At 63.8% G+C, this 15415-nt stretch carries 15 protein-coding genes and 1 pseudogene; 8 read left to right on the top strand and 8 right to left on the bottom strand.

Annotated features, from left to right (window positions below):
• The coding region (gene ychF, locus Q0K17_RS07235; protein ID WP_294541482.1) for a redox-regulated ATPase YchF at positions 1-1119 on the top strand (1119 nt) is incomplete at its 5' end.
• A gap of 18 nt (positions 1120-1137) precedes the next feature.
• Entirely contained in the window at positions 1138-1821 is a 684-nt protein-coding gene (locus Q0K17_RS07230) for a 5'-methylthioadenosine/adenosylhomocysteine nucleosidase (RefSeq protein ID WP_294541479.1), read from the top strand.
• A gap of 88 nt (positions 1822-1909) precedes the next feature.
• Here the strand turns inward: Q0K17_RS07230 and mgsA are convergent, their stop codons facing one another.
• The 4 genes from mgsA to Q0K17_RS07210 all read right to left on the bottom strand — a co-directional run bounded on the left by mgsA (position 1910) and on the right by Q0K17_RS07210 (position 6007).
• Complete coding sequence (mgsA, locus tag Q0K17_RS07225) at positions 1910-2308, bottom strand: methylglyoxal synthase (RefSeq protein ID WP_294541477.1); 399 nt, start codon at positions 2306-2308, stop codon at positions 1910-1912.
• A 79-nt stretch (positions 2309-2387) separates the two neighbouring features.
• A complete protein-coding gene (locus tag Q0K17_RS07220; RefSeq protein ID WP_294541474.1) occupies positions 2388-3134 on the bottom strand; it encodes an AAA family ATPase in 747 nt (248 codons plus the stop codon).
• Positions 3135-3376: 242 nt separating this feature from the next.
• Complete coding sequence (locus Q0K17_RS07215) at positions 3377-5188, bottom strand: penicillin-binding transpeptidase domain-containing protein (RefSeq protein ID WP_294541471.1); 1812 nt, start codon at positions 5186-5188, stop codon at positions 3377-3379.
• A 57-nt stretch (positions 5189-5245) separates the two neighbouring features.
• Complete coding sequence (locus Q0K17_RS07210) at positions 5246-6007, bottom strand: hypothetical protein (RefSeq protein ID WP_294541468.1); 762 nt, start codon at positions 6005-6007, stop codon at positions 5246-5248.
• 128 nt (positions 6008-6135) lie between these two features.
• Between Q0K17_RS07210 and Q0K17_RS07205 the strand changes: the two genes are divergently transcribed.
• The 6 genes from Q0K17_RS07205 (at position 6136) to Q0K17_RS07180 (ending at position 11080) form a co-directional block, all read left to right on the top strand.
• Positions 6136-6945, top strand: coding sequence for an HAD family hydrolase (locus Q0K17_RS07205; RefSeq protein WP_294541464.1), 810 nt, complete (start codon positions 6136-6138; stop codon positions 6943-6945).
• Positions 6946-6948: 3 nt separating this feature from the next.
• Positions 6949-7479, top strand: a complete 531-nt coding sequence (locus tag Q0K17_RS07200) for a DNA-deoxyinosine glycosylase (RefSeq protein ID WP_294541461.1) — start codon at positions 6949-6951, stop codon at positions 7477-7479.
• A gap of 97 nt (positions 7480-7576) precedes the next feature.
• Positions 7577-8200, top strand: coding sequence for a 5-bromo-4-chloroindolyl phosphate hydrolysis family protein (locus tag Q0K17_RS07195; RefSeq protein ID WP_294541458.1), 624 nt, complete (start codon positions 7577-7579; stop codon positions 8198-8200).
• A gap of 62 nt (positions 8201-8262) precedes the next feature.
• On the top strand, positions 8263-9447 hold the full coding sequence (locus Q0K17_RS07190) for a toxic anion resistance protein (RefSeq protein WP_294541456.1): 1185 nt from the start codon (positions 8263-8265) through the stop codon (positions 9445-9447).
• Positions 9448-9471: 24 nt separating this feature from the next.
• Positions 9472-10128 (top strand): hypothetical protein, encoded by a 657-nt coding sequence (locus Q0K17_RS07185; protein ID WP_294541454.1) that lies wholly within the window; start codon positions 9472-9474, stop codon positions 10126-10128.
• A 16-nt stretch (positions 10129-10144) separates the two neighbouring features.
• Positions 10145-11080, top strand: a complete 936-nt coding sequence (locus Q0K17_RS07180) for a YgcG family protein (RefSeq protein ID WP_294541451.1) — start codon at positions 10145-10147, stop codon at positions 11078-11080.
• A gap of 132 nt (positions 11081-11212) precedes the next feature.
• Here the strand turns inward: Q0K17_RS07180 and Q0K17_RS07175 are convergent, their stop codons facing one another.
• The 4 genes and pseudogenes from Q0K17_RS07175 to Q0K17_RS07160 all read right to left on the bottom strand — a co-directional run.
• On the bottom strand, positions 11213-12859 hold the full coding sequence (locus tag Q0K17_RS07175) for a CTP synthase (protein ID WP_294541449.1): 1647 nt from the start codon (positions 12857-12859) through the stop codon (positions 11213-11215).
• A gap of 95 nt (positions 12860-12954) precedes the next feature.
• A complete protein-coding gene (locus tag Q0K17_RS07170; RefSeq protein ID WP_294541440.1) occupies positions 12955-13545 on the bottom strand; it encodes an ANTAR domain-containing protein in 591 nt (196 codons plus the stop codon).
• A gap of 42 nt (positions 13546-13587) precedes the next feature.
• Positions 13588-14898, bottom strand: coding sequence for a glutamine synthetase family protein (locus tag Q0K17_RS07165; protein WP_294541430.1), 1311 nt, complete (start codon positions 14896-14898; stop codon positions 13588-13590).
• Between the two features lie 120 nt (positions 14899-15018).
• Positions 15019-15415, bottom strand: a pseudogene (locus Q0K17_RS07160) (glutamine synthetase type III); the annotation flags it as partial.

The following is a 15415-nucleotide window of genomic DNA, read 5'->3' as shown; positions in this document are numbered from 1 at the left end:
ATCGTCGGCCTGCCCAACGTGGGCAAGTCCACTCTGTTCAACGCCATCACTTCCACCCGCAACGCCCAGGCGGCCAACTATCCCTTCTGCACCATCGAGCCGAACTCCGGCATCGTGGCGGTGCCGGACCCCCGTCTGGACAAGCTGGCCGAGATCTGGAAGACCGACAAAAAGACCCCTGCCACCGTGGAGTTTGTGGACATCGCCGGTCTGGTCAAGGGTGCAGCCTCCGGCGCGGGCCTGGGCAACAAGTTCCTGGGCCATATCCGGGAATGCGACGCCCTGGTGCATGTGGTTCGCTGCTTTGACGATGACAACATCGTCCATGTGGTGGAGGATGTGAACAAGCCGGAGAGCGTGGACCCCATCCGGGACATCGACGCCATCGACCTGGAACTGATCCTCTCCGACCTGGAAATGGTCAACAACCGTCTGGGCCGCCAGCAGAAGGCTGCCAAGACCGGCAACAAGGCCGCCGCCGCGGAAGCCGCCTGGCTGGCCGATCTGGCCGCCCATCTGGAAGCCGGCCAGCCCGCCCGCACCTTTGCTTTTGATGAGGAGGACACCGCCCAGCTGGCCGCCCGCAAGGAGCTGGGCCTGCTGTCCGCCAAGCCGGTGATCTACGCCTGCAACGTGGGCGAGGATGACCTGCTGGGCGGGCTGGATGCCAACCCCTACTACCCCCTGGTGGTGGCCCGGGCCGAGGCCGAGGGCGCTCAGGCCATGCCCATCTGCGCCAAGACCGAGGAGGACATTGCCGACTCCACCCCCGAGGAGAAGCTGGCCTTCCTGCAGGAGATGGGCATTGAAGCCACCGGTCTGGACAACCTGATCAAGGCCAGCTACAAGCTGCTGGGCCTCATCAGCTTCCTCACCGACGGCAAGAAGGAATGCCGCGCCTGGACCATCAAGGCGGGCACCAAGGCACCCCAGGCTGCGGGCAAGATCCACTCCGACTTTGAGCGGGGCTTCATCCGCGCCCAGGTCATCAGCTACGACGAGCTGGCCGCCGACAACTTCGACTATGCCGCCGTCAAAGCCAAGGGCAAGCAGCGCACCGAAGGCAAGGAGTATGTGGTGCAGGACGGGGACATCATCGAGTTCCTGTTCAACGTCTGAGGAAAGGGGAAAAAGACCATGATCATCGGCATTATGGGCGCCATGCCCGAGGAAGTGGCACAGCTGTGCGAGAAGCTGTCCGATGTGCAGAAGGAGACCTACGCCGGGGTGGAGTATTACCGCGGCAGTCTGGCGGGCAAGCAGGTGGTGGTCTGCTGCGCCGGCATGGGCAAGGCCAACGCTGCCGCCACCACCCAGGTGCTGGCCGGCCGCTATGGCGCCGAAAAGATCATCTTCTCCGGCATTGCGGGCAACATGACCAGCAAGATCGGCATCGGGGATGTGTGCGTGGGCCGCACGGTGGTCTACCACGACGCCCAGAACGATATGATCTGCCAGAGCGCTCCCTTCCTGCAGGAGTTCCCCGGGGACGAGACCCTGGTCAGCGCCGCCATGCAGGCCTGTGAGCGCTGCGGCGTGAAGGCCATTGCGGGCAAGATCGCCACCGGCGACACCTTTGTGGGTGACGCCGAGACCAAGCGTCTCATTGAAGAAAAATGCCACCCCGACTGTGTGGAGATGGAAGGGGCGGCCGTGGCCCAGATCGCGGCGCGCAACGGGGTCCCCTGCGTGATCCTGCGTGCCATGAGCGACAACGCCGACGAGGACGGGTACGAAGTGCTGGTGGTGCGGGATTTCAGCATTGCCGAGTATGTGCGCACCGCCACCGCCATTGTGGAGACGATGATCGAAAGCCTGTAACAGGCTCCCGGACAAACAACAAAGCCCTTCCCGGTATGCAGTTGCCGGGGAGGGCTTTTTCACTCTCTTATTTTTCCTATACAGGGGATCACGGATTCAGGATGGTGCGCCAATCCAGGTCGCCGTGTTCCAGACCGTGGATGAGCACTTCGGCGGTGGCGATGTTGGTGGCCACCGGGATGTTATGTACGTCGCACAGGCGCAGCAGGTTCATCTCGTTGGGTTCACCGGGCTTGGCGGTGATGGGGTCGCGGAAGAAGAGGAGCATGTCCACCTCGTCGCAGGCGATGCGCGCCGCGATCTGCTGGTCACCGCCGTGTTCCCCCGGCATGAAGCGCTGTACATCCAGCCCGGTGGCTTCGGACACCAGCCGCCCGGTGGTCCCGGTGGCGATCAGCCGGTGCGACGCCAGAATGCTGCGATACGCGATGCAGAACTGAACCATCAGTTCCTTTTTGGCATCGTGTGCAACCAATGCAATCGTCATAACAAACCCCGCTTCCCTCATGCCAGCGGCATGATGAACAACATATAATTCTCGACCAAAGAAAAACCCCGCAATGGGTTCAACCGGTAAATGTCAATGGAATCCGCTGCCCCAGCACCCGGCCCGCCATGGCGGCACCGGCTTTCTGGGCGGCACAGCCCTGGGGCAAGGCCTCGCCCTGTGCCCCGGCCAGCTGCAGTTCCCGGCTTTCAGGGATCACGGCCAGCAGCCGCACCCCCACGGTGTCGATGCATTCGTCCAGATCAAACACCGGCGCTCCCCGCCCGAAACTCTGGCGGGTCACCCGGTTCATGACCAGACGCACATTGTCCTGGGGATGTCCGCCCTCAATGAGCGCGTCGGCCACAATCCGCCCGTCGCGCAGCGCCACCGGGTCAGGCGTAAGCACGATCAATGCCTGTTCCGCCAGCTGGGCAGCGGCCTGGAAAGGGGCGCCCATACCGGCGGCGGTATCAAACAGGATAAAATCAAAATATCCGCGCATGGCCAGGATCAAAGCGGCCAGCGGCGCCGGACGGACTTCGCCGCCCTCATAGGGTGCACTGATGACCGAAAGGCCCGGATAGATGGGACTGGGCACAATGGCCTTGTCGCCCTGACAGCGGCCGCACAGTACATCCTCGATATCATACACGGTCTTGCCGTATACCCCTGCGATCAGGTCCACGCTGCGCAGCCCGGAATCCAGCTCAATGAGCAGGACCCGCCGTCCCTGTCGGGCCAGTTCGGCGCCCAGCAGGACCGAGGTGGTGCTTTTGCCGGTGCCGCCCTTTCCGGAACAGATCATGATGGTTTGTGCGTTCACGTCAGCGGGCCTCCGGTTGGTTTTTGTGGAAATGATGCAGCGGACAATCCCCGGGTATCGTACACTATCTGACCATACATGGGGTTATCCTTTATTATTCTAGCACAAGACAAGACCCCCGACAACTGTTTTTTTGATAAAAATTGGACAGAATTTTTGCACACAATCACGGCAAAATACGCCGCTGGCCCACGGCGTGACGTTAACTTTTGCACACAAAAGGGCTTTCTGTTTGTTGCAGTTTATCCAAATAAAGCATCGGCCACTGCCCGCATGACGGGGGCCGCATTGGCGCCGCCGCCCCCGTATTCCAGCACCACCGCCACCGCATATCGGGGAGCCTGGGCGGGAAAATATCCGATGAGCACCGAGTTGGTGTAGTATCCGCCGCCGGGGGCCCGCTCAGGGCGCTGGGGGCTGCCGGTCTTGCAGGCCAGGGACACCGGTGCCTCCCGCAGGGCGGAGAGGGTTTGAGCCATCTGGATCATCCCTTCCCGGATGGGGGCAAACACCTCTTCGCCTCCCGGCGCCTGCGCAATGGTGCGGGGTTCATACTGCCACACGGTCCGTCCGGCGGTGTCCACCGCCCGGTCGGCAAAATGCAGGGCGGGGCGCTGCCCGTCATTGGCCAGGGCGGCCGCGTAGGCTGCCAGCTGCAGGGGCGTCACGGCGGTATTGCCCTGGCCGATGGCTGCCTGCAGGGCCAGACCGTCCTGGTAGTTTTCGTCGGTGGTCCAGGTCAGCCGCCCCGCCGCCGCGGGCAGCTCAATGCCGGTGTCGGCCCCCAGCCCCAGCTGCTGGGCGGTGGCCGAAAAGGCATCCACCCCCAGCCGGCGGCCCACATCATAAAAGTAGATGTTGCAGCTGTGCCGCAGGGCGGTCAGCAGATTCACCGGCCCGCTGTGGCCCAGCTGCAGGCATCCCGGCTGGTAGCCGCTGTAATACAGATACCGGCCGGTGCAGTTCACCGTGTCCTCCACCGTGATGAGCCCTGCCGCCAGGGCGCTGGCCGCCACCGCCGGCTTGAAGGCCGACCCCGGCGCATACAGTCCGGCGCACACCCGGTCCAGCAGGGGAGCGCCCTCATCCGCCGCCAGAGCGGCATAGTCGCGGCGCCAGGTATTCAGGTCGTATCCCGGCCAGCTGGCCGCCGCCAGCACCCCGCCGGTCTGCACATCCACCACCACGGCGGCCCCGGCATTGCACTCCCGGCCGGCCCCTGACCCGGCGGTGGTCTGCAGGGTCCGGATGCGGTCCTGCAGGGCCGCCTGCACCGTCTTTTGCAGCCCGCTGTCCAGGGTCAGGACCAGGGTGTCCCCGGGTACGGGGGATTGGGCCACCGTTTCGCTGCGGGTGCCGTCAAACCCGGCCGATACCCGGATGCGCCCGTCCTGCCCCCGCAGCAGTTCATCGTATACCTTTTCCAGCCCGCTCTGGCCGATCTCCGCGTTCATGGCCACCCCGGCGGTGCGCAGGGCGTAGTCCTCCGCCTCCCATTGTTCGGCGGTGATGGGGCCGGTGTCCCCCAGTGCATGGGGGAGCAGGGTGCCGTCCGGCCAGCTCCGGGTACCCCGGGCCACCAGACGCACCGCCCCGCTCTGGGGCAGACCGGTGGCGTACAGGGCGGCGGCCTGGGCACCGGTCAGCCCCTCGGCCAGGGTCAGCTCCCCGGCGCTGGCGGCAGAAAAAAAGGCGGCGAGCTGTGTTTCCACATCCTCGCCGCTTGCGTCGGTCAGTTGATAGTCCTGCAGGATCTGCCATGTCTGCTGTAGGGTCGTGCCTTCCGGAGCGGGCAGGCACAGGTTCAGGTCATACACCGTATCATCCCGGGCCAGGATCTTTCCGTTCCGGTCCACAATGTCTCCCCGGGCTGCCGGCAAGGCCACGCTGTAGCTGGTCTGGCTGGCCTCCGCCACCTTCTGGGCGTAGTGGTCGGCCATGACGAACTGCATCCAGGCCAGCCGCACCGCAAACAGCACGAACACCGCCCCGCACAACACCAGCAGGACGGTAAGCCTCTTTTTGCTCGGCGTGGTTCTGCGCCGTTTGCTCATTGTTCTCACCCAGCCTTCCGCCAGCTATTATACACAGCAAGCGCAAAAAATGCAATATCAGCCGTCTTGTGCGCCCTTCGGCAGAAAGAATACAGCCCCCGCCATGCTGCCGGTGTCCTGCAGGGGGGCCTGTTCGGTCAGACCGGTGCTGTCGGCGGCGGGGGCTTCGGCCAGGGTGCCCACCCACAGTCCGTCGGCGGTGGTCACCGCCGTGCCGGCTTCCAGGCCGCTGTGCCGGGGCAGCCCGCTCACCAGCAGGGCTCCGCCCTTGCGCAGCAGCACGCCGCAGCAGTCACCGGCCAGCACCGCTGCCGCGCCCCGGTCCCGCCCTGCCGGGTCCACCCGGCTGCCGGTGCCGCCCACGGCGCTCACCACCCCGGCCAGCCGCCCCTCCTCATCCAGCACCGGGGCACCGGGGGCGTACTGCCCCGCCAGGGTCATGGTCCCTTCCGGCTGGCGGGCGATGACCCGGACCGGTGTCCAGCCGCCGGTTTCGGGGCGGGCAGGACTTTCCAGCAGGGTGCGCAGGGCCTGGTTTTCGGTTTCCAGCGGCGCCGCAGCGGCCACGGCGGCGTGCAGGATGGCGCTGCGCCGCCGCAAAGACTGCAGCCGGCGGGTGTACCCGGGCACAAAATGCTCGGCCAGCAGGGTGTCCGCCCGGGCCGGGACCTGGGCCAGCACCGCCCATACCGGGCCCAACCGGTCCCGCAGGCACCATCCCGCCGCCGTCAGCAGCAATACCGCCCCCAGCACCGCCAGCCGCCGACGTCGCTGCCGCCGGCTCCGCCGTCCCCGGGTGAAATCCAGTCCGTCCCGCATGGTGTCTCCCTCCGCTCAACCGTTCTCTTGTCCAGCATATGCCCGCAGGGCGGATGCTAGACTTTGCGGGGACTTTTCCTGTATAATAGCCACATAGGTCACCGATGATAGAAGGGAAGGAAACCATTATGTCCTATCGTTTGTTTGTGCTGGATATCGACGGCACCCTGCGCCCCCGGGGCTGTACCTGCGTGCCCCGGACCACGGCCAAAGCCATCAAGGCGGTGCAGCGGGCGGGGGTCAGGGTGGCCATTGCCACCGGCCGGGGGCGGGCCAGCGTGCCCAAGGATCTGCTCAGCGGCATCCACCCGGATTACTGGATCTGCTCGGCGGGGGCCCATGTGCTGGATGCCAAAGGCGCCCTGCTTTATGATACCCGCATGACCCCCGAACAGATGTATGCCCTGGTGGATTTCTGCGAAAATTACGAGTATCCTCTGCGGTTCATCTTTACCGACGGCAGCTATGCCTACCTGGGGTATGAGGAGTTCCGGGCGTGGGGGAAGACCCACCCCATCGGCATCGACCTGAAGGACGGCATGGACCAGGACCGGCACCTCCTCGACATGCCCTTCACCGCCTTTGCATGGCTGGACCGGGAAGCCGCACAGCGGTTCCAGGACAAGTACGGATACCTGGGTCTGCGGTTTGTGTTTGACAAGGACGATGCCTGTGATGTGCTGCCGCCGGAGGTGGACAAGGGCCATGCCCTGACCGGCCTGCTGGAAAAGCTGGGCCTGCCCGCCGCCGACTGCGTGGCTGTGGGCGACGGGGACAATGACGTGGGCATGCTGCAGGCTGCCGGCCTGGGCGTGGCGGTGGAAACCGGCAGCGAGGCGGCCAAAGCCGCCGCCGACCGCCTGTGCCCCCCGGGGGACAAAGGCGGCCTGGAAGCCTTGTGCCGGGAACTGTGGCCCCATGCCTTTGAGGAGGGGTGAGCCGTGGCCGAGTATACCCGGGTGGGCCCGGGCCTGCCGCCCCTGCACGGAGAATACGCCCGGGTGCTGATCCTGGGCAGTTTTCCCAGCCCCAAGAGCCGGGAACAGGGGTTTTATTACGGCCATCCCCAGAACCGCTTCTGGCCGCTTATGGCGGCGCTGACCGGCAGTCCGGTGCCGCAGCATGATGACATTGCGGCAAAAAAGCAGATTATTATACAAAACGGAATGGCTGTCTGGGACGTCATTCGCAGCTGCGAGATACGGGGCGCCTCGGACGCTTCCATCCGCAGCGTGGAGCCCAACGACCTGGCCGCCCTCATTGCAGAGCTGGGGGTGGAGCGGGTGGTCTGCAACGGCAGCACCTCCGCCAGACTCTACCGCAAGTACGCCCTGCCCCACACCGGGCTGGAAGGCATCGCCCTGCCCTCCACCAGTCCGGCCAACGCCTCCTTCCGTCTGGACCGGCTGCAGCAGGTCTGGGGCCAGGTCCTGGGGCCCTTCCTGCCCCGGCGGGGTGTGACCAAACTGTAAAAAAACCGAAAACTTTGCATGCACACGCCCGAATCAATTTGCATAGCGTGTGCCTTTGCATTATAATGAAGCTATCACCATCCTGGGAGGTACGCCCATGCGCAAGTGGGAAGAAATACGCCGCCGTCCGGTGCTGCCGCTGTATCTGGCGGCGCTGGTCTGGCCGGTGGCGGCCCTGATTCTGCCGGTCTATACCCTGTGGGGGCTGCTGGTCACGGCGGCGCTCAGTGCGGCGGTGGGACTGGCGGCGGGGCGGCTGTGCCCCACCCGGGTCATCCGGCGGGAAGTGCCCTTTTCCACCGGCAGCGAGGACACCGACGCCATGCTCCGCGGCATTTCCGATAACCTGGACGCTCTGGCCGGACTGAACCGGGCCATCCCGGACGCGGGACTTTCCCATCAGCTGGACCGGATGGAAAAAGCCGGTCGGGCCATCGTGGCCGAGATCGAACACGACCCCAAAAAGGCGCCCCAGGTGGACCGTTTTGCCCGTTACTACCTGCCTGAAGCCGTCAAGATTTTGTCGGCGTACGCCCGGATGCAGACGGTGCAGGGGGACAATGCGGTCCAGGTCCGGACCGAGGTCAACGATACCGCCGGCACCATCGCCCAGGCCTTTGAAAATCAGCTGGATGCCCTGTATTCGGCGGAGGCGCTGGATATCAGCACCGACATCGAGGTGCTGGAAGGCATCCTGAAAGGGCAGAATCTGACCCGCTGAAGGATACACAATCATCATTGTACCTGCAAATACCCGAGAATATGAGAAAGGATTGATTTTTTATGGCAGAAAAGACCACCCCGGAATTTGACCTGAACGCGCCCGCCGCACCCAGCCTGACCCTGGATGCTGCCCCGGCGGCGCCCAGCCTGACCCTGGACCCCGAAGCGGATGCCAAGGTGGTGGCCGAAGCCCAGAAAGCTGCACCGGTCAAGGTGGAGGACACCCCCCTGACCCCGGAAGAACAGCAGATGGTGGATGACTTCGCCAAGAAAATCGACATCACCAATTCCCAGATGGTGCTGCAGTACGGCGCAGCCAGCCAGAAAAAGCTCAGCGATTTTTCGGACACCGCTCTGTCCAAGGTCAAGACCAAGGATATGGGGGAGACCGGCCAGCTCATCACCGACCTGATCGGGGAACTGCAGGGCTTTGACGCGGCGGAGGAATCCAAGGGATTCTTCGGCTTCTTCAAGCGCCAGCAGGCCAACATCGCCAACCTCAAGACCAAGTACGAGAAGGCGGATGTGAACGTGGAGCGCATCAAGGCCAAGCTGGAAGACCACCAGGTCACCCTGATGAAGGACATCACCATGCTGGACAAGATGTACCAGCTGAATCTGGTCTACTTCAAGGAGCTGACCATGTACATCCTGGCCGGCCGCAAGAAGCTGGCGGATGTCCGGGCCAACGAGCTCAAGGCGGCCCAGGAAAAGGCCCAGCGCTCCCAGCTGCCGGAGGACGCCCAGGCGGCCCGGGATCTGGCCGATATGTGCGACCGCTTTGAAAAGAAACTCTATGACCTGGAACTGACCCGCAACATCTCCATCCAGATGGGCCCCCAGATCCGGCTGATCCAGTCCAATGACACCATGATGGCGGAAAAGATCCAGACCACCATCATCAACACCATCCCCCTGTGGAAGAACCAGATGGTGCTGGCCCTGGGCATGGCCCACAGCCAGCAGGCCATGCAGGCGGAGCGTGCCGTCACCGATGCCACCAACGAGCTGCTGCGCAAGAATGCCGCCACCCTCAAGCAGGGGACCATCGACATCGCCAAGGAGTCCGAGCGGGGCATTGTGGATCTGGAGACCCTGAAGCAGACCAACCAGGAGCTGATCTCCACCCTGGATGAGCTGAACAAGATCCGCGCCGACGGCAAGGCCAAGCGGGCGGCCGCCGAGGTGGAGCTGGGCCGCATCGAAGGGGAACTGCGGGCCAAGCTGCTGGAAATGAACAAGTAACGCCTTTTTCCAAAAGAGGATACCATGCAACTGCAACAACAGGAAACCTTTACCATTCAGGGCCCCCAGCTGGAAGTGCTGGGTCAGGCCGAGAGCAAACTGCCTGCCCCGGCACGGCGGGCGCCCACCGCTGCCCTGGTGTTGGTGGTGGCTGCCCTGGTGTCGGTGTTCGGCATCGGCGGGCTGAAACTGAAAGGAAGCTATGCCCGGGTGCAGGGGCTGTACACCACCGCCGCCAATGAGTACGGCGATGGCATCCAGACCGACCTGGCCGCCCAGGCCGACGCAGCCGCCAGCCTGATCCGGCTGGCCGGACGTATCCTGGGGGAGACGGAACCCACCGTTGCCCAGGCCAGCACCGCCCTGGACGGCTGGAATGCCGCCGAAGCGACCCCTGACGCCCAGTACCGGGCCAACCAGGCCCTGTATGCGGCGGTGGGGGACACCTACACCGCCGCCAGCCTGCAGGCCGACAGCGACCAGCGCAACCAGCTGGACGCCCTGTATGCGGAGTTCACCTCCCGGCAGGCCCTGGTGGAGCGGGCGGCGGCCAACGACTATAACCCGGCGGCGGAAGCATACAACCGCACCACCGCCTCCTTCCCCGGCAATCTCATCGGCGGGCTGTGGGGCGTGGGCCGTGCGGAACTGTTTGCCCCCACCGATACCGCCAACGGCTGAAAGAGGGGAGATACCCATGAAACAATCCATCCTGCCCCGGGCCGTCGGGGTCCTGACGGCAGCGGCCCTGTGCACGGCCTGTGCGCTGCCGGTGCTGGCGGCGCCCCAGGCGGACCCGGACAAGGCCGTCATTGACAACGCGGATATCCTGTCCAAGGAGACCGAGACCTACGTCACCAACATCAGCACCGCCCTGCAGAACACCTGCGGCGCCCAGATCGGTGTATACACGGTGGATACCATCGGCAACTACACCATGGAAGGCTATACCTACGAGCTGGCCAACGAATGGGGCCTGGGCGACGCCGACAAGGACAACGGCATTGTGCTGCTGCTGGCGCCCGGGGAAGACAACTACCACGCCATGTGCGGTGCCGGCCTGGAGACCCAGTTCACCGTCCAGATGCTGCAGACCATCCTCAACGAGGATATGGAGCCCAACTGGGTCAACAAGGACTATGATGCCGGCACCCGCCAGACGGTGTACGCCATGGCCGAAAAGCTCTGCACCATCTACGGCCTGACCTTCGATCTGGACGACGCAGCGGCGGGCAGCATCCCGTCTGCCGGCACCGTGTCCGGCAGCGCCCCGGCGTCCCCGCCTCCTCAACGGGGCGGTGTCTCCTTCGGCGGTGTGCTGATTCTGGTGGCGGTGCTGGCCGTGGTCATCGTGCTGCTGGCCGTACCCCGCCGGTATTACGGCGGCCCCGGCGGATACCGCGGTCCCACCTTCATCTGGTTCGGCGGCTTCGGCCGTCCCCGGGGCCCCCGCCCGCCTCGTCCGCCGCGGCCTCCCCGCCCGCCCAGACCGCCCCGCGGTCCCCGTGGTCCGGGTGGTTTCGGCGGCGGAGGCGGCTCCTTCCGCGGCGGCGGCGCCGGACGCATGGGAGGCGGCGGTTCCTTCCGGGCCGGCGGCGGCTCTTTCCGCGGCGGCGGTGCCGGACGGCGCTGAGCCCCCGGCCGTACAACGGACATAAAAACAACGCCCCCCTTCCCTTTGCCGTGCATCGGCGGGGAACGGGGGCGTTTTCATCAGGCAATCCAAAAGGGCGGGCCCTCTTTCCGGGGACCCGCCCTTTGACTTTTATTCGTGGACCATCTGGCTGTGCTCCATCTGGTTGCGCTCCTGCTGATTCTTCAGGGAAGCAGCGATGAAGCTCTTGAACAGGGGATGGGCGCGGTTGGGACGGCTCTTGAACTCGGGGTGGAACTGCACACCGATGTGGAAGTCGCGGTCCGGCAGCTCCACAGCCTCCACCAGGCGGCCGTCGGGGCTGGTACCGGCAATGACCAGGCCCTTTTCCTGCATGGCCTCGCGGTAATCGTTGTTGAACTCATAGCGATGGCGATGGCGCTCGTCGATCTCATGCTTGCCGTAGCTGGCATACATGTGGGTGCCTTCGGTCACCACGCAGGGGTACTTGCCCAGACGCATGGTGCCGCCCTTGGGGATGTTGCCCTGCTGGTCCGGCATCAGCGCAATGACATTGTGGGCGCCGTCGGGGGTGAACTCGCTGGAGTTGGCATCGGCGTAGCCCAGCACATTGCGGGCAAACTCCATGACCATGATCTGCATGCCCAGGCAGATGCCGAAATAGGGGATCTTCTGCTCCCGGGCGTACTGGGCAGCCTGGATCATGCCTTCAATGCCCCGGTCGCCGAAGCCGCCGGGCAGGATGATGCCGTCCACGTCGCACAGTTCCTCGGCGCAGCGCTGCTGGTCCACCAGCAGTTCGCTGTCCACCCAGCGGATGTCCACCTTGCTCTCGTTCTCAAAGCCCGCATGGTACAGGCTTTCCATCACGCTCAGGTAGGCGTCATGCAGCTTGACATACTTGCCCACCAGGGCGATGGTGCAGTTCTTGCTGCGGGTGGCAATGCGGGAGATCAGTTCCTTCCATTCGGTCAGATCGGAGGGAGGGGTGTCCAGATGCAGCTGGCGGGCCACCACGTTGGTCAGGCCGGCCGCTTCCAGCATCAGGGGGCACTCGTACAGGCTGGGCATGGTCAGGTTCTCGATGACGCAGTCGGGACGCACATTGCAGAACATGCTGATCTTGCGCTTGATGTCGGAACCCACGCTGCCGTCGGCCCGCAGCACGATCACGTTGGGGATAATGCCCATGCCCTGCAGTTCCTTGCAGGAGTGCTGGGCGGGCTTGGACTTGTATTCATTGGAGCCGGAAATGTAGGGCACCAGCACCACATGAATGTAGCAGCAGTTTTCCAGGCCCTGCTCCAGACCCACCTGCCGGATGGCTTCCAGGAAAGGCTGGCTCTCGATGTCGCCGGTGGTGCCGCCGATCTCGGTGATGACCACATCGGCCTCGGTGCTCTTGGCCAGGTTGTAGATATAGCTCTTGATCTCGTTGGTGATGTGGGGGATGATCTGCACCGTCTGGCCCAGGTACGCACCCTGGCGCTCCTTGTGCAGAACGTTCCAGTACACCTTGCCGGTGGTCAGGTTGGAATACTTGTTCAGATTCTCGTCGGTGAAACGTTCATAATGTCCCAGGTCCAGATCGGTCTCGGTGCCGTCGTCGGTCACAAAGACCTCACCGTGCTGCAGCGGGCTCATAGTGCCCGGGTCCACGTTGATATACGGGTCCAGCTTCTGGGAAGCAACCTTCAGCCCGCGGGTCTTGAGCAGACGTCCCAGGCTGGCCGCCGTGATGCCCTTGCCCAAACCAGAGACCACGCCGCCGGTGACGAATACATATTTCGTAGCCATTGTACATCCTCCACGTCAAGTAAAAACACATACATGATTATTATACACGGTCTTTACCTGGTTTGACAAGGCATAAACACGAAAATGCGCAGAAATCACAAAATTTGGCCGTCGGTTCCGTCTTCGTTTTCTTCCAGGATCTCCCGGGCCACGTCGCCCCGGCTGCGGCGGGTGTCCATGGCCCGCTTTTCGATGAGGCGATGGGCGTCGGCCTCGGTGTAGCCCTTGTGCTCGATGAGGAAGCACTTGGCCCGGTCCACCAGCCGCAGCTGGGCGATCTTGTCGGCCAGACGGGCGTTTTCCGCCCGCAGCACATCCAGACGATGGTAACAGCTGGCCGCGATCTGCATGGCCTGACGGAACTGCGGGCCGGAGAAGGGCTTGCCCAGCACCAGGACCCCCCGCTCCTGCAATTTGGCGCCGATCTGTTCGGCGTTGCCGCTTTTGACCAGGAACAGCACCCCGGCGTGGCTCTTTTCCACGGCGTGGAGCGCCAGTTCATGGCCGAACTCATCCGGCAGAGGCGCGTTGATGATAACGATCTCAAAATCTTTGTCGCTCAGACGGCGGCGCGCCTCGCCGCCACTGGCTACTATGACCGGCCTTGTGTATCCCAGCTCGGCGGCATGCCGGGCCAGGTATTCATTGGCGTTGTTGCCGGCCGATGCGATCAATGCCAGACCCAATGCCGTTCCCTCCTTTCCTGCGTCTGCATGCGGTATACCGCATCACAGGACCAGGAAGCAGTGTTCCCGCTCCCAGGCGGCAGGGTCGTGTGCGGTCTCGCTGGCAATGCAGAGCTGGGTCTGGTATTCAAAATACTTGTTCATGACGGCCAGGGGCAGTTCCTTGGCGATGAAATCGCTCTGGGCCGCCACCGTGATGGCTTCCCGCAGGGTGCGGGGCAGGCTTTCCAGCCCGGCGGCGGCATCCTTGTGGAACAGGTTCCGGTTGACCGGCGCCGGCAGAGGCAGTTCCCGCTCAATGCCGTCCAGTCCGGCGGCCAGGATCAGGCCGATGACCAGGTACGGGTTGCAGGCGGGATCAGGGCTGCGCAGTTCCAGGCGGCAGAACTCCCCGCTGGCCGAAGGCAGCCGCACCAGCTGGCTCCGGTTCTGGCGGCTCCAACTGATGTAGCGGGGGGCTTCGCAGGAACCGAACCGGTTGTAGCTGTTGGGCACCGGGTTGCAGAAGGCGGTCAGCTCCCGGGCGTGGGCCAGGATGCCTGCGATGAAGTGTCCGGCTTCGCTGTCGGGGGCGATGTCCCCCGCAAACAGGTTGCGGCCGTCCCGGGTCAGGGAAAGGTTCACATGCATGCCGCTGCCGGCCTGGTCGGCCAGGGGCTTGGGCATGAAGGAGGCAAACAGGCCGTTGCTGCCCGCAATGGCCTTGATGGTGCTTTTCAGGGTGTTCACGTTGTCGGCGGTGCGCAGCGGCGCGCTGTACAGGAAGTCGATCTCATTCTGGCCGTGGCCGCTCTCGTGGTGGCTGTGCTGGGGCTGCAGGCCCATGTCCTCCATGGCAAAGCAGATCTCCCGGCGGATGTTCTCCCCCTTGTCCAGGGGCGCCATATCAAAGTAGCCGCCGTGGTCCATGGGAATGCGGGTGGGGTTGCCGTGTTCATCGGTCTCAAAAAGATAGAACTCACACTCGCAGCCCACGGTGCAGGAAAGCCCCTTGGCCTGGATGCGCTTGGCCACCGACTGCAGATATCCCCGGCAGTTGCCCTCAAAGGGTTTGCCGTCGGGCAGGGTGATGTCGCAGTACATGCGCATGACCCTGCCTTCCGCCGGACGCCAGGGCAAAATGGTCATGGTGTCCGGGTCGGGCCACAGGATCAGGTCGCTCTCCTCGGTGTTCATGAAGCCGGCAATGGAACTGCCGTCAAAGCAGATGCCGTATTCAAACACCCGGGGCAGCTCACTGGAATAGACCGAGATGTTTTTCTGATTGCCGAAAATGTCGCAGAATGCCAGGCGAACAAACTTGACGTCGTTGTCCTCCACATAATTCAGGATGTCCTGCGCGGTGTGTTTCATACAAAATACCTCCGGGTGGGTCGTGCTCCTAAACTCGAAAGGCCCGCCGATGGGGGCGGGCCTTTCGAGCTGGTGTAAGAAATTAGAAAAGGGAAAAGCGAAAATTCAGCGGCGGCCCGATTATTCGGTGTAGAACAGCAGGCGGCTGTAGCACGGCAGAGGCCAGTACTCTTCGTCGCACAGTTCTTCGGTCACATCGGCGGCAGCGCGCAGGCGGGCCATGGCGGGCAGGACCTTGTCATGGAAGGCATGAGCCTTGGCGGCCTCGTCCTCCATAGCGCTCACTTCGTCGGTCACAGCCTTCAGTTCATCGGCCGCATCGGACATCTCGTCCGTATACTTGGACAGCTCGGTCAGCAGCTTGGTCTCCGCATGGGTGGAGATGCTCTCGGACACAGAGGTCTTGGCAGCTGCGGTGCCGGCCACGTCGCCCATGTAGCTGGTGGCGGCGGGGATCAGCTGTTTGTTGGCGATCTTCAGCATGGTGCGGGCTTCGATGTTGATGACCTTGCTGTAA

This window comes from uncultured Gemmiger sp. (assembly GCA_944388105.1).
In the GTDB taxonomy this organism is placed as follows: domain Bacteria; phylum Bacillota; class Clostridia; order Oscillospirales; family Ruminococcaceae; genus Gemmiger.
This window is presented reverse-complemented; position numbering and strand designations above follow the sequence as displayed.

Bases quoted from the DNA above. Each gene is read 5' to 3' on its own strand.
- Q0K17_RS07230 (WP_294541479.1), top strand. From the start codon at position 1,138: ATGATCATCGGCATTATGGGCGCCATGCCCGAGGAAGTGGCACAGCTG.
- mgsA (WP_294541477.1), bottom strand. From the start codon at position 2,308: ATGACGATTGCATTGGTTGCACACGATGCCAAAAAGGAACTGATGGTT.
- Q0K17_RS07215 (WP_294541471.1), bottom strand. From the start codon at position 5,188: ATGAGCAAACGGCGCAGAACCACGCCGAGCAAAAAGAGGCTTACCGTC.
- Q0K17_RS07210 (WP_294541468.1), bottom strand. From the start codon at position 6,007: ATGCGGGACGGACTGGATTTCACCCGGGGACGGCGGAGCCGGCGGCAG.
- Q0K17_RS07205 (WP_294541464.1), top strand. From the start codon at position 6,136: ATGTCCTATCGTTTGTTTGTGCTGGATATCGACGGCACCCTGCGCCCC.
- Q0K17_RS07195 (WP_294541458.1), top strand. From the start codon at position 7,577: ATGCGCAAGTGGGAAGAAATACGCCGCCGTCCGGTGCTGCCGCTGTAT.
- Q0K17_RS07190 (WP_294541456.1), top strand. From the start codon at position 8,263: ATGGCAGAAAAGACCACCCCGGAATTTGACCTGAACGCGCCCGCCGCA.
- Q0K17_RS07185 (WP_294541454.1), top strand. From the start codon at position 9,472: ATGCAACTGCAACAACAGGAAACCTTTACCATTCAGGGCCCCCAGCTG.
- Q0K17_RS07180 (WP_294541451.1), top strand. From the start codon at position 10,145: ATGAAACAATCCATCCTGCCCCGGGCCGTCGGGGTCCTGACGGCAGCG.
- Q0K17_RS07175 (WP_294541449.1), bottom strand. From the start codon at position 12,859: ATGGCTACGAAATATGTATTCGTCACCGGCGGCGTGGTCTCTGGTTTG.
- Q0K17_RS07165 (WP_294541430.1), bottom strand. From the start codon at position 14,898: ATGAAACACACCGCGCAGGACATCCTGAATTATGTGGAGGACAACGAC.